Origin of the sequence: Clostridium sp. AM25-23AC, from assembly GCF_003435125.1 — a bacterium.
Classification (GTDB): domain Bacteria; phylum Bacillota; class Clostridia; order Lachnospirales; family Lachnospiraceae; genus Pilosibacter; species Pilosibacter fragilis.
The window spans coordinates 22,694-35,579 of record NZ_QWGI01000008.1 but is presented as its reverse complement, the minus strand read 5'-3'; the positions used below and the strand labels follow the sequence as shown (position 1 = coordinate 35,579).

Below are 12,886 nucleotides of genomic sequence, written 5' to 3'. Positions count from 1 at the left end.
GAATATTTATATTTAACATGAAATTTAATAAAATTCTTGATATTCTATATCCCCGCCGCTGTCCGGTATGCGGGGATATCACTGGCGGTTCCGGGCGGATGATCTGTCCGGACTGCCTTCATAAACTATCGTTTGTAAGATCGCCGGTATGTAAAAAATGCGGAAAAGAGATTGAAGACGGGAGTCTGGAGTTCTGTCCGGACTGCATGCGCCATCCACGTGCCTTTGAGTACGGGATCGCCCTGTTAAATTACGATGAGGTGGCGAGGCATTCCATGGCGCAGATCAAGTACAATAATAAGAGAGAGTACCTGGATTTTTACGGGACAGCTCTGGCGGCACGGTACGGACGGACAATCCGCCGGATGCAGGCAGATGCCCTGGTCCCGGTGCCGGTCCATGCCACGAGGAAAAAGACCCGGGGATTCAATCAGGCAGAGATCCTGGCACGGGTCATCGGAAAGAAGCTGGGGATTCCGGTGATACCGGAAATGCTGGTGAGAAATAAGAAGACGCTGCCGCAGAAGGATCTTTCGGCAGCGGAGCGGCTTAAGAACCTTTCCGGTGCCTTTGCGGCGGGGGAGATCCCGGAGGGGATCAGGAGTGTGATCCTTGTGGACGACATTTATACAACGGGCAGTACCATCGAGGCGTGCGCGAGAGCCCTGCGGGCATCGGGGATCAGCCGGATCTATTTCGTTGTGATCTGCATGACCGGGGGCAGATAGGACAGGGAAAAGTGATATGCATACAGGTTATAGAATGAGAGATACTGCATAAATATGCAAAAGCATATGCATAAACACTTGCTTTTTGTATAGGCCTGTGGTATAGTGGGTTCCGTCGAAAAAGTTGCAAATTCGTATTGGGTTAGAGGAGGAAAATATTATGAAAAAGGCGATTGCATTATGTCTGACCGCTGCAATGGCAGCATCACTTCTTACAGGCTGCGGCAGCAAAACTACAGAGACAACGGCAGCAGCAGAGAACAAGACAGAGACAACAGCAGGTGCGGCTGTAGAAGAAAAGAAAGATGAGGCAGCCGGAGTTGTCAAGGTGATCGAATATGATCTCACAGATGAGCAGTATGCATTCGGCGTGGATAAAGACCAGCCGGAGCTGCTTGAGCAGGTAAATGCATTCATCGCAAAGATCCAGGAGGACGGAACCTTCGATACGATCTGTGATAAATACTTCAGTGATGGCGAGCCGGCTGCAGTAGAATCCGCAGAGTATGATGCTTCCAAGGATCAGCTTGTTGTTGCGACAAACGCATCCTTTGAGCCGTTTGAGTACGTAGACGGCGACAGCTACAAGGGAATCGATATGGAGATTGCTTCTCTTCTTGCACAGGAGCTTGGCAAGGAGCTTGTGATCGAAAACATGGACTTTGATGCCGTATGCTTATCCGTTGGTCAGCACAAATGCGACATCGCAATGGCCGGCTTAACGATCAACGAGGAGAGAGAAGAATATGTAACTTTCTCCGATCCGTATTATAAAGCATCCCAGAGACTGGTTACACTGGCAGATGATACGGCTTTTGATGACTGCAAGGACGCAGCTTCCGTAGAAGAGATCCTTAAGGGCTTAAGTGCGAGCGACAAGATCGGCGGACAGCAGGGAACAACAGCCCAGTACTTCATTGAGGGCAGTGATGACTGGGGCTTTGAAGGATTTCCGGCTGAGTGGGTACCGTATAAGAGCGCATCTCTTGCAGTTCAGGATATGATCAATGGCAACTTGAAATATGTGCTCATTGATGCGGCTCCGGCAGCAAGCATCACAAAGGCAATCAACGCAATGCAGTAAAAATATTGGAAATACTGGTCATAAAAGCGGGGGCAGGATACGGTTCGCTCCCGTTTTTGACTGTACCGGAACATGGCTGGAAACGCTGTGTTTTTGCTATCTGGAGGTATTATGGGAAACTTCGGGAACAAATGGAACAAGTTTGTACAGATATTTATTGAGAAAAACGGTTACGTCAAGGTCGTACAGGGTCTGCAGAATACGCTTCTGATCGCGGTAGTCGGCATGCTCATCGGTGTTTTAATCGGTACCATCATCGCGACGGTCCGCGTCCTGCCGAAATATAAGACACTTCCGCGGGCGCTGAATGCGGTCTGCAGCTTCTATGTGGGTCTCTTCCGCGGAACCCCGATGGTCGTGCAGCTTCTGATCTTCTACTATGTTATGCTGCCGCTTATGGGGATCAAGCTGCCGGGTGTCCGTGTTGCCATGGTGGTCTTTGGCTTAAACAGCGGCGCGTATATTTCCGAGATCATGCGAAGCGGTATCCAGTCCGTTGATCCGGGACAGCTTGAGGCGGGACGTGCAGTTGGTCTTGGCTTTGGTCCTGCGATGATCCGGATCGTAATCCCGCAGGCAGTGAAAAATATTCTTCCGACTCTGGGCAATGAGTTTATTGCCCTGATCAAGGAAACCTCCGTTGTCAGCTTCGTCGGCGCGGCGGATCTTTACGTTGCCTTCAACTATATCGGAAGCAACAGCTACGAGTTTATGGTCCCGTATCTTGTCATGGCGGCGATCTACATCGTTCTCGTGCTGGTGATCTCAATTCTTGTTAAACTGATGGAAAGGAGCCTGAAGAAGAGTGATAGACGTCATTGATCTGAAAAAAACATTTGGTGATCTGGAAGTCCTGAAGGGAATCAATGTGACCATCAATAAAGGTGACATCGTTGTAGTCATCGGTCCGTCCGGCTCCGGAAAAAGTACATTTTTAAGATGCCTGAACTGTATGGAGGATCCGACCTCCGGCAGCATCATTTTTAACGGCGTAGATATCGCCGATATGCGCGTGGACATCAATATCCACCGCCGCCATATGGGCATGGTATTCCAGCACTTCAACCTGTTCAACAATATGACTGTGATCGAGAATATCATGATGGCGCCGGTCTATGTGCGCTGTAAAGAGTTAAAGAAGGCAAAGAGAAAAGGAACGCTGGCACCTGATGCGCCGAAGACAAAGGCGGAGATCAAGGCACAGGCGAGAGAGGAAGCCCTTGAGCTGTTACGCCGCATCGGTCTTGAGGATAAAGCAGACGTTTACCCGTCCACTCTTTCCGGCGGACAGAAGCAGCGTGTGGCCATCGTCCGCGCTCTGGCGATGAAGCCGGATGTGATCCTCTTCGATGAACCGACGAGTGCTCTCGATCCGGAGATGGTAGGTGAGGTACTGGATCTCATGAAGGAGCTTGCAAACGAAGGAATGACCATGGTCGTTGTAACCCACGAGATGGGCTTTGCGAGAGAGGTTGCAAACCGCGTGCTGTTTATGGATCAGGGAAAAATTCTCGAAGAAGCTCCACCGGAAGAATTCTTCGCGCATCCGAAGAATGAGAGAACAAAGGAATTTTTATCGAAGGTCCTGTAAATATTAGATAATGAAAAGCTTCTTGTTGCCTGAAAGATGGAAACGAGAGGCTTTTTTTATTTACGCGACAACTGACCAAAGTCCGCTCTTGCGCAAAATCTTGTTCTCAATAGTGCCCCTTCTCCTTGGCGTGCCAACTACACAGCAGCAGGGAACTTTCAGAAAGCAGTGCCTGGATACAGGGATCTGGTTCCTCTTGGCTCGCAGGTGAATGCGTTGGAAAAAAGATGATGCTTGTCTGAGCGAAGCGAGTTGCATCATCTTTTTTTCGTCCCTAGCAGTCGCCCGCAAGCCTAGAGGAACCTTCCCTGAATCCCACAAGCACTGCTTTCTGAAAGTTCCCTGCCCCGCCAATCAACTAAAACTCCACGAAAACTCTTATTTCTCAAGGAAATGCTTGACGCGCCGCAATTCTTATGTTACAATGTTCGGGCGAATGGAAGATATAGGTCTTTTTTTTATGCTCAAAAAACGATAGCAATGAATAGAGAAAAGGCCGCCTTACAAAGAAATTAAACGGAGGTGGAAGTCGTGCGCACTAAGATTACACTGGCATGCACAGAATGCAAGCAGCGCAACTACAACATGACGAAGGATAAGAAGACTCATCCGGACCGCATGGAGACAAAGAAGTACTGCAGATTCTGCAAGAGACATACGATGCACAAAGAAACTAAGTAATCCGGTTTGCAAGAAGGACGTGAATTTATGGGAGAAACGGCAAGTAATGAGAAAGCCCCTAAAACGGACTTTATCAAAGGCTTAAAAGCTGAATTCAATAAGATCATCTGGCCGGATAAGGATACGCTTACGAAAGAGACCGCTGTAGTAGTCGTATCAACAGTAATTCTGGGGATTGTTATCGCAGCCCTTGACCTGATCATCAAATTTGGTCTCAATATTGTACTTGGTTAAGGATGAGGTGAAGATATGTCAGAAGCACAATGGTATGTTGTACACACTTATTCCGGATATGAGAATAAGGTAAAGGTTGACATTGAGAAAACAATCGAAAACAGAGGTCTTCAGGATCAGATCTTAGAGGTCTCCGTCCCGCTGGAAGAAGTCATCGAGCTTAAAAACGGTGCTCAGAAGCAGGTCGAGCGTAAGATGTTCCCGGGCTATGTGCTGATTCATATGATCATGAATGATGATACATGGTACGTTGTACGGAACACCAGAGGTGTGACCGGATTCGTAGGACCGGGATCCAAGCCGGTGCCGCTTTCAGAAGAAGAGATGATGAGCCTTGGCTTTAAGACACCGGATGTCGTTGTGGATTTCGCCGTCGGAGATACCGTCGTTGTTACGGCCGGCGCATGGAAGGATACCGTCGGTGTCATTAGAACCGTCAATGAGTCCAAGCAGTCCATTACAATCAACGTCGAAATGTTCGGCCGTGAAACACCGGTGGAACTGAGCTTTTCTGAAATCAAGAAGATGTGACCGTAAACGGACTAAGATCCGGACCGGTCGTCCGTACCTTTTTTAGGAAAACGGACTTTGTGCCCGCGTGGGAGGGAAATCCCCGACATTACCACATTATTTAGGAGGTGCCTAATTATGGCAAAGAAAGTTACAGGTTATATTAAATTACAGATTCCTGCCGGCAAGGCAACACCGGCTCCGCCAGTTGGACCGGCTCTTGGACAGCACGGTGTAAACATCGTACAGTTCACAAAGGAGTTCAACGCTAAGACTGCTGATCAGGGCGATATGATCATCCCGGTTGTTATCACAGTTTACGCTGACAGAAGCTTCAGCTTCATCACAAAGACTCCGCCGGCTGCTGTATTATTAAAGAAGGCTGCAAAGATCAAATCCGGTTCCGCAACACCGAACAAAGCAAAGGTAGCTACTCTTACAAGAGCTGAGGTACAGAAGATCGCTGAGCTCAAGATGCCAGACTTAAACGCTGCAAGCATCGAGGCTGCTACAAGCATGATCGCTGGTACTGCTCGTTCCATGGGTATCACCGTAACAGACTGATCGTAAGCGACTGAATGGAGGATGGACCTCCATATACAGCAACAATCACGTGGGAGGGAGGACTCCCGACACTACCACAGGAGGTTTTTTATAATGAAAAGAGGAAAAAGATACGTAGAAGCGGCAAAAGCTATCGACCGCGCTACTCTTTATGATACAGCAGATGCAATCGCATTAGTTAAAAAGTCTGCTGTTGCTAAATTTGATGAAACAATCGAGGCTCACTTAAGAACAGGCTGTGATGGCCGTCATGCTGATCAGCAGATCCGTGGTGCAGTAGTTCTGCCGCACGGAACAGGTAAGACTGTTCGTATCCTTGTATTCGCTAAAGGACCGAAGGCTGATGAGGCTCAGGCTGCAGGCGCTGACTTCGTTGGAGCAGAGGATTTAATCCCGAAGATCCAGAACGAAGGCTGGTTAGATTTCGATGTAGTTGTTGCTACACCGGATATGATGGGCGTTGTTGGACGTCTTGGCCGTGTACTTGGACCGAAGGGCTTAATGCCGAACCCGAAGGCTGGTACCGTAACAATGGACGTTACAAAAGCTATCAAAGAGATCAAAGCTGGTAAAATTGAGTACAGACTCGATAAGACAAACATCATTCACGTGCCAGTAGGTAAGGCTTCTTTCACAGAAGAACAGTTAGCGGACAACTTCCAGACGCTTATGGATGCAATCAACAAAGCAAAACCGAGCACAGTAAAGGGCGCTTACTTAAAGAGCGTTACTCTTACTTCCACAATGGGCCCGGGCGTTAAGTTAAACGTAGCTAAGTTAACAAACTAGTCGATTGTGTCATTTTAACTGTCAGACATTGATCTGGTTCTGCGCCCCAGCGGCGTACAGCCGGATTGACCGTCTGGCAGTATTTTAATGCAAAAAACTAAAAAAGTGATTGACAATCCAAATATATTATGATAAACTATTTGGGTATTGAATGCCGAAGACAGCAGGTGCCGTAAGGCGTAAGGTAAAAACACCTGCCGAGGGACGTACAAAACTCACACAGAATTTTGTAAACCTCTCGGTCTGCGGACAGAGAGGTTTTTCTGATAAGCGAAAAAATGCTGTGACGGCGAATCCAATACTAAATAAAACAGGAGGTAAACCATTCATGGCAAAAGTTGAATTAAAGCAGCCGGTAGTTGCTGAGATCGCTGAAGTCCTCAACGGAGCAAAGTCTGCTGTAGTCGTTGACTACCGTGGATTAACTGTTGAGCAGGATACTGCTCTTCGTAAACAGTTAAGAGAAGCTGGTGTTTCTTATAAAGTATATAAGAACACAATGATCCGCTTCGCTGCAAAGGGAACTGAGTTCGAAGCACTTGAGCCGCATCTTGAAGGACCGACAGCACTTGCTGTTTCTAAAGAAGATGCAACAGCTCCGGCCAGAGTATTAGCTGAGTTCGCAAAGAAAGCTGACAAGCTTGAATTAAAAGGCGGCGTTGTAGAGGGAACATACTACGATGCAGCAGGTATCGGTGTGATCGCAAGCATCCCGTCCAGAGAGGTTCTTCTTGGAAGACTTCTTGGAAGCATGCAGTCCCCGATCACAAACTTCGCACGCGTTCTCAACCAGATCGCAGAGAAGAACGGCGAAGGCGCAGAAGCTCCGGCAGAGGCTTAATCCTCATCCCGGTCCTGCAGGCGGAAACACGCATCGCGTGATCCCGTCAAAGGCAGCATAGATGCTGTATAAAAGTTGTGAAAAACAAACGTGAAATATAAATTATTATGGAGGTAAATTATAATGGCAAAGTTAACAACCGCTGAGTTTATCGAAGCTATCAAGGAATTATCCGTATTAGAGTTAAACGAATTAGTAAAGGCTTGTGAGGAAGAGTTCGGTGTATCCGCAGCAGCAGGCGTAGTAGTTGCAGCAGCAGGCGCTGGCGCAGCAGCAGAGGAAGAGAAGACTGAGTTCGACGTTGAGCTTACAGAAGTAGGCCCGAACAAGGTTAAAGTTATCAAAGTTGTTCGTGAAGTAACAGGTCTTGGCCTCAAGGAAGCTAAGGACGTTGTAGACGGCGCTCCGAAGGTTCTTAAGCAGGGTGCATCCAAAGACGAAGCTAACGACATCAAGACAAAACTTGAGGCTGAAGGCGCTAAGATTACTCTTAAGTAATCAACTTTTATACTTTGAATGTTTTGATCCGCAGGAAGATGACTTCCTGCGGATTTTTTCATGTAACAGGAAATTCCGAGGAATTCCCCGTTACATAAAAAGGCACTGACGTGCCAAAGATGCACACTCGCGCAAAGATGTAGATTGTCGCAAGCGGCCGCGCGAGGCGCGAGAATGTGCTAAGGCACATTCTTTTCATTTTGGGGCGATTGTAAGTAATTTGGCGGTGGAAAGACAGGCGCTTATGTGTTAAAATGGATAGCATGAAAATGGCATTGCCTGCCCATTATGCGTATCAATGATCGGGCGGGACAAAAAGGAGAAAGAAATGATTGAAGAATTAGTAAAGAGATACCCGGTTCTGGAATCCGTAAAGGGGCAGATCGAGGATGCATACAAGATCTTGGAGACATGCTATGAGGACGGAGGAAAGCTTCTGATCGCCGGAAACGGCGGAAGTGCCGCAGACTCTGACCATATCGTCGGAGAGCTGATGAAAGGTTTTGTAAAGCGTCGCCCGGTATCTGCGGAACTCGCCGAGGCGTTAAAGCAGACAGACCCGGAGAGAGGGGAAGAACTGGCGAAAAAGCTTCAGGGCGGGCTCCCGGCCATCGCCCTCACAAACCATGCGGCTCTCTCCTCAGCATTCGCAAACGATGTGGATGGAATGCTCTCTTACGCACAGCAGTTAAACGGCTACGGAAAAGCAGGGGATGTGTTCCTCGGAATCAGCACCTCCGGAAACTCTGAGAATGTGATGTATGCCGCTGTGACCGCAAAGGCAAAGGGACTTAAAGTTGTCGGTCTTACGGGAAAGACAGGCGGAAAGCTCGCAAAGCTCGCAGATGTCGCTATTATCGTGCCGGAGCAGGAGACCTATAAGATCCAGGAACTCCACCTGCCGATCTACCATGCGCTCTGCCTGATGCTGGAAGACAGATTTTATGCGGAATAGTACCGATATGATAATACATGTCTGCATGATGTTGAAAAATCCTATGAATGCCTGCGGACGATATCCGGATGTGCGAATGGGCAGACAGCAGGAATCATGCCGGAGAAGAACCGCAACCGGGGGAAAATTATGAAGAGACGGGAATGTGCCTCGTTAATTATTCTGGCATTGGCGGCGGTACCCGCACTGTTAGTTGCCATCGGACAGGTTTATGTGACAGGCGTAGACGGGATCAGGCTCAGAAGAACGGAGACCATCGACCTTCTGACGGAGATCGCGGTGCTGTTCTTTTTATACCTGTTCACGATCTGGAAAATTGAATCGAACCGGATCCGGACAGGTGCGGTACTTCTCATCACAGCCGGATTTCTCTGGATCCACCAGGCATTCACGGCGATGATCCTGTCCGGCGCGTATGTGCTGGTGCTTTTGATGCTAGGCGCACGGATCCGCAGAGGGATGGACCGTGAGCACAGATGGAGGGAGTACCATGTGATCACAGGGCTGGCGGACTTCCTTCTTGGAAGTGGATTTATGATATGCCTGTTCTGCCTGGGATCCCTGTTTTTCGGATGTGGGATCACAAGCTTCCGGTTTCTCACAGTGGTCATCGCTGGACTTCTGGCTGGGTACCGGATGATGGAATTGAGGGCGGCGGGAGATAGCGGAATGCCGTGGAAACGCGTGCCGCAGAGAACCATGATCTCCCTGGAGATGTCCATCTGTATCGCGCTGATGTTCGCCATGATCCTTTTGCAGGCGGGACGAATGAATATCTGTGCCGACTACGATTCCCTCCATTACGGACTGCGGAATGAGTATGTTCTGGACAACGGCGGCGGAATCTATGAAAATCTCGGAATGGTCAATGTGGTGTACACCTATTCGAAAGGTCTTGAGACACTGCTTTTACCGATCTCCGGGCTGCCGTCCTACGGATTTTTCCTGAGCTTCCAGATCTGGATGACTGTCGGCACTCTGATCGCGGCGGGACAGATCGTGGAGCTGTTTGTCGGAAGAAGGTATGCGGTGAGATGCATGACACTTCTCTCCTGCATTCCGGGAATCATGAACATGTCCATCACGGCAAAGACGGACTCTATGACGGTGTTTATGCAGCTTGTACTGCTGTTGTTTCTTCTGCTCTATATTCGCAGACAGAGGAGCGCGTATCTCGTGCTGGCGGTGGACGCCTACCTGATGACGCTTGTGTTAAAGCCAACGGCACTTGTATTTTCAACGGTGGCCGCTGGAACGGCGGGGCTTTATATCCTGCTCACGAGACAGCTGAAATTCCGGCTGAAGGGAAGTTTTCTTCCTTCCTGTATTTATATGATCCCGATGTGGCTTCTCATCTGGTACCGGACATGGCTGCATACGGGACTTCCGCTGACATCCGTGTTCAACTCGATCTGGGCGGCCCTCGGATTTACCGTGAGGTACCCGTACCGGTTTGAAAGTCTGCCGTCGAACGGAGGGTCCCTGATCTCAATCGAGGGACTAAAGCACATTTTAAAGAGAATTTATGGTGTCCTCATGGCCCCTGTGGGCGAGGACATGGCCCATGTGCGGATTGCCTGGGGCACACCGCTGCTTCTGCTCTTTCTTCTTCTCGTCTGTCTGCCGGTGCTGGCGGATGTGAGAAGATCGAGGCAGAAAGAGAAAAATACCTTGATCTGTCTGGCCTTGGTATTTGTGACGAACGGACTCATGAGTCTCATGGCTCTTTACCTGTTATGGCAGGTGGACGGCAACTATTTCCTGCTTCTCTATGCGCTGTCAGCGATCATGGCGGTGATTGTGGTAGGAAAATTAAAGAGCGGTTTCCTGCGCGGGTCCATATGCAGGATGCTGGTACCGTTTATTCTCTTTAATGTGACCATCACGGCGGTCAGCAACTGGGGCGGAACCCTGGGACTGACACCGGTGAAGTTCATCCACAAGGGATATTATGATCATATGGAAGAGTCCCATGAACTGCTTGCTTTCTACGGAAATGAGAAGATATGGGATATCCTGGCGGAGAACCCGAGAACCCGCGTCGTCGTATTCGGTGAGCAGCCGGAAATGCTGAGGTTCCCGTGCAGCACTCAGAGTTACACGGACATTGAGGGAAGCGGTGGAAACTTTAATCTCTCATCCAGCCCGGAGGCGCTGGCGGACTTCTTTACATTCGCGGGAGTAGATTACATCTATCTCGGAAGCGGATACTTAAAGCCTGGAACGGATGGATTCCGGAACGTGACAGGTCTCTTAAAACAGGGGTATCTTATGGATCTCCTGTATGAAAACGGAAACGGGCTTGCGGTATTCTCGTCTGATCCGAAGAACCTCACCGAGGAGGAGAGTGAGGCGCTTTTAGCGGAGTTTACTGAAAAATACTGGCCCGGAGAACAGCAGTAAGGGGATAAGACATGAATTTACAGGAGAAGATCCTGAAAGTGTGGAGGAGGTGGAGCCCGGAGCTCCTCATCTTTGCGATCTTTCTGGGATTTGGATTTTGGATCAACCGTGAAGTGGAATTAAAGGGACTTTACATGGATGACCTGTATCTCTGGTCCTGCTACGGGAACCAGTCATTTACGGAGTATGTATTCCCAATGGGCAGCAGCCGCTTCCGCTTCCTGTTTTATCTGGCGTCCTGGCTGGAGCTTTTCTTCATCGGGGGACATGTGGAATGGATGGTTCCATTCAACATCATCCTGAATACGGGAATCGCATACAGCATTTACAGGATGGCGGTGTCATTCAGCGACGGGCGAAGGATCATAAGCTTCGCTGTGGGGATTCTCTACCTGTCATCCAGAATGGCATATTATCAGATCGGCCAGTTTTACGGTCTGATGGAGAGCCTGGCGCTCTGGGCAGCGCTGGGGATACTGTGGTTTCTGTACCGGTATGTGAATGAGAAAAAAACGGGGGCCTTTCTCATGGCAAACCTCCTGTATTTCGTGGTCAGCTTCATTCACGAACGGTATATGGCGCTTCTTCCATTGTTGCTTCTGGCAGTAGCCCTCGGATTTGGAAAGGGACTGGCGCCGGAGACTGTGACAGCGGAGACAGGGAGAAATAGTGAACCGAACCGCGCCGCGGAGCCGGGACGAAGCCGCGGAAGAGGACAGAGCCGCGGGGCGCAGAATAAAAAAGAGGCGGCGGCCCGCACAGCAGCGGCTGAGGAGAAGGTTGGTTTCCATCTCCCGAAGCTCCTGCTTTTCGTGATCACGCTTTTCGTGTTCGGCGCGATCCAGATGATCCGCCTTTACACTATCGGAACGCTTTCACCGGCGGGAACCGGCGGAACTGACGTGGCAGATACTTTTAAGTTCACGGACGCCATTGGACAGGCACTGAACCAGGTGGGACTCGTGTTTGGGAGAAACTCCGGACCGCTCCACCTCTGTATCGAACCGTTTGCGGACAGCCCGGATAGAATCAAAAATCTAATCCTGGCGGCGGAGGCAATTCTGGGTGTCGGCGTTCTGGCGGCTGTGATCGGTATGATCCGGGCGCGGTATGAGATCGTCTGCCATTTAAAGAACGCGGTGCTGTTCCTTGTGTTTATCACACTCTGCATCGGCAGCTCCAGCGTGACGATCCGTGTGGAGATGCGCTGGGTCTATGTGGCTTACGCGGCGGCGCTTCTGTTCTTTGCCTACCTGTCACGGGTGATGGGGAAGGCGGGGATCCTGGTGCTGTTGTACGGCTGCCTGATCTTCCCGGTGGAGACATATTACCGGGACAACTGGGACAACCTGTATCTGTGGGCGCCCCAGAGCCAGTATAATTCCCTGGCGGAGAAGACATACGGAACATACGGGGACGATATCTTCGACAAGGAGATCTACATCATCGGGAAGGATTTTGAGATCAGTGATTTTAATGCTGAAACATTCCTGAAAGTATATGCAAAAGATAAAACAAATGTTCCGAAGCTCAAGTTTATCGACAGTGACATGGATCTCAAAGAGATCACGGATGACATGGTGATCCTGTGTGAGGATCCGGAGCACAACGCATACAACGATGTGACGGAGATCGTGAAGAGGCAGAGGTTCGACACGCCTTTCGGCAGCTATTCGGACGGATGGATCGATGAGCACGCGAAGATCGTTCTGACAAACGGTGAGAGCAGCAAGCTGACCTTAAAGTGCTACTACCCGGGCAGGCTTACAGGCGGTGAGACCTGTAAGATCAAGGTGAACGGACGGCAGATGGCTGATCTTGTATTTACGGACAACACGATGTACTACGAGATCCCGGCTGCGCCGTATCAGAGATTTACCGTGGAATTTTCCTGCAACTTCTATGTGAAAGGGGCGAAGGAACACCGCGGGGAGGAAAATCTGGCGATGGTCGTGAAGGTGGTAGACCAGTAAAAGAGGCAGGTCCGCAGAAATTTTTGCGGACCAAC

14 protein-coding genes and 1 other annotated feature are annotated in these 12,886 nt (G+C 49.7%); all 14 genes read left to right on the top strand.

Translation table 11 applies throughout. The features are described 5' to 3' along the window. Positions 1-17 precede the first annotated feature (17 nt). The 14 genes from DW677_RS06545 to DW677_RS06480 all read left to right on the top strand — a co-directional run bounded on the left by DW677_RS06545 (position 18) and on the right by DW677_RS06480 (position 12,851). Complete coding sequence (locus DW677_RS06545; RefSeq protein WP_117566707.1) at positions 18-728, top strand: ComF family protein; 711 nt, start codon at positions 18-20, stop codon at positions 726-728. A gap of 160 nt (positions 729-888) precedes the next feature. Then, complete coding sequence (locus DW677_RS06540; RefSeq protein WP_117566706.1) at positions 889-1,812, top strand: ABC transporter substrate-binding protein; 924 nt, start codon at positions 889-891, stop codon at positions 1,810-1,812. Positions 1,813-1,923: 111 nt separating this feature from the next. Next, positions 1,924-2,634 carry an amino acid ABC transporter permease gene (locus DW677_RS06535; protein WP_015553094.1) on the top strand — a complete coding sequence of 237 codons (711 nt, stop codon included), beginning with the start codon at positions 1,924-1,926 and terminating at the stop codon, positions 2,632-2,634. Continuing rightward, positions 2,618-3,403, top strand: coding sequence for an amino acid ABC transporter ATP-binding protein (locus DW677_RS06530; RefSeq protein ID WP_117469075.1), 786 nt, complete (start codon positions 2,618-2,620; stop codon positions 3,401-3,403). Before DW677_RS06535 ends, DW677_RS06530 begins: the two co-directional genes overlap by 17 nt. Positions 3,404-3,934: 531 nt before the next feature. Continuing rightward, positions 3,935-4,084 (top strand): 50S ribosomal protein L33, encoded by a 150-nt coding sequence (gene rpmG / locus DW677_RS06525; protein ID WP_008726232.1) that lies wholly within the window; start codon positions 3,935-3,937, stop codon positions 4,082-4,084. 27 nt (positions 4,085-4,111) lie between these two features. Further along, positions 4,112-4,318, top strand: coding sequence for a preprotein translocase subunit SecE (gene secE / locus DW677_RS06520; protein ID WP_117469077.1), 207 nt, complete (start codon positions 4,112-4,114; stop codon positions 4,316-4,318). A gap of 15 nt (positions 4,319-4,333) precedes the next feature. After that, complete coding sequence (gene nusG, locus DW677_RS06515; protein WP_117484019.1) at positions 4,334-4,849, top strand: transcription termination/antitermination protein NusG; 516 nt, start codon at positions 4,334-4,336, stop codon at positions 4,847-4,849. A 117-nt stretch (positions 4,850-4,966) separates the two neighbouring features. Further along, positions 4,967-5,392: a 50S ribosomal protein L11 gene (gene rplK / locus DW677_RS06510; RefSeq protein ID WP_117469078.1), complete on the top strand. Its 426-nt coding sequence runs from the start codon at positions 4,967-4,969 to the stop codon at positions 5,390-5,392. A 93-nt stretch (positions 5,393-5,485) separates the two neighbouring features. Then, positions 5,486-6,181, top strand: a complete 696-nt coding sequence (gene rplA, locus DW677_RS06505; RefSeq protein ID WP_015553098.1) for a 50S ribosomal protein L1 — start codon at positions 5,486-5,488, stop codon at positions 6,179-6,181. Between the two features lie 136 nt (positions 6,182-6,317). Then, positions 6,318-6,455, top strand: a sequence feature (ribosomal protein L10 leader region). A 54-nt stretch (positions 6,456-6,509) separates the two neighbouring features. Further along, entirely contained in the window at positions 6,510-7,022 is a 513-nt protein-coding gene (gene rplJ / locus DW677_RS06500; RefSeq protein WP_015553099.1) for a 50S ribosomal protein L10, read from the top strand. 123 nt (positions 7,023-7,145) lie between these two features. Continuing rightward, a complete protein-coding gene (gene rplL / locus DW677_RS06495) occupies positions 7,146-7,520 on the top strand; it encodes a 50S ribosomal protein L7/L12 (protein ID WP_015553100.1) in 375 nt (124 codons plus the stop codon). 328 nt (positions 7,521-7,848) lie between these two features. Further along, complete coding sequence (locus tag DW677_RS06490; protein WP_015553101.1) at positions 7,849-8,475, top strand: SIS domain-containing protein; 627 nt, start codon at positions 7,849-7,851, stop codon at positions 8,473-8,475. Positions 8,476-8,604: 129 nt separating this feature from the next. Then, positions 8,605-10,878 (top strand): hypothetical protein, encoded by a 2,274-nt coding sequence (locus DW677_RS06485; RefSeq protein WP_147324941.1) that lies wholly within the window; start codon positions 8,605-8,607, stop codon positions 10,876-10,878. An 11-nt stretch (positions 10,879-10,889) separates the two neighbouring features. Next, positions 10,890-12,851, top strand: a complete 1,962-nt coding sequence (locus DW677_RS06480; protein WP_117566704.1) for a hypothetical protein — start codon at positions 10,890-10,892, stop codon at positions 12,849-12,851. Positions 12,852-12,886: the final 35 nt, after the last annotated feature.

Coding starts and splice junctions, on each gene's coding strand:
- rplA (WP_015553098.1), top strand. CDS start 5,486: ATGAAAAGAGGAAAAAGATACGTAGAAGCGGCAAAAGCTATCGACCGC.
- secE (WP_117469077.1), top strand. CDS start 4,112: ATGGGAGAAACGGCAAGTAATGAGAAAGCCCCTAAAACGGACTTTATC.
- DW677_RS06540 (WP_117566706.1), top strand. CDS start 889: ATGAAAAAGGCGATTGCATTATGTCTGACCGCTGCAATGGCAGCATCA.
- DW677_RS06485 (WP_147324941.1), top strand. CDS start 8,605: ATGAAGAGACGGGAATGTGCCTCGTTAATTATTCTGGCATTGGCGGCG.
- DW677_RS06545 (WP_117566707.1), top strand. CDS start 18: ATGAAATTTAATAAAATTCTTGATATTCTATATCCCCGCCGCTGTCCG.
- rplK (WP_117469078.1), top strand. CDS start 4,967: ATGGCAAAGAAAGTTACAGGTTATATTAAATTACAGATTCCTGCCGGC.
- DW677_RS06480 (WP_117566704.1), top strand. CDS start 10,890: ATGAATTTACAGGAGAAGATCCTGAAAGTGTGGAGGAGGTGGAGCCCG.
- rplL (WP_015553100.1), top strand. CDS start 7,146: ATGGCAAAGTTAACAACCGCTGAGTTTATCGAAGCTATCAAGGAATTA.
- rplJ (WP_015553099.1), top strand. CDS start 6,510: ATGGCAAAAGTTGAATTAAAGCAGCCGGTAGTTGCTGAGATCGCTGAA.
- DW677_RS06535 (WP_015553094.1), top strand. CDS start 1,924: ATGGGAAACTTCGGGAACAAATGGAACAAGTTTGTACAGATATTTATT.
- DW677_RS06490 (WP_015553101.1), top strand. CDS start 7,849: ATGATTGAAGAATTAGTAAAGAGATACCCGGTTCTGGAATCCGTAAAG.
- nusG (WP_117484019.1), top strand. CDS start 4,334: ATGTCAGAAGCACAATGGTATGTTGTACACACTTATTCCGGATATGAG.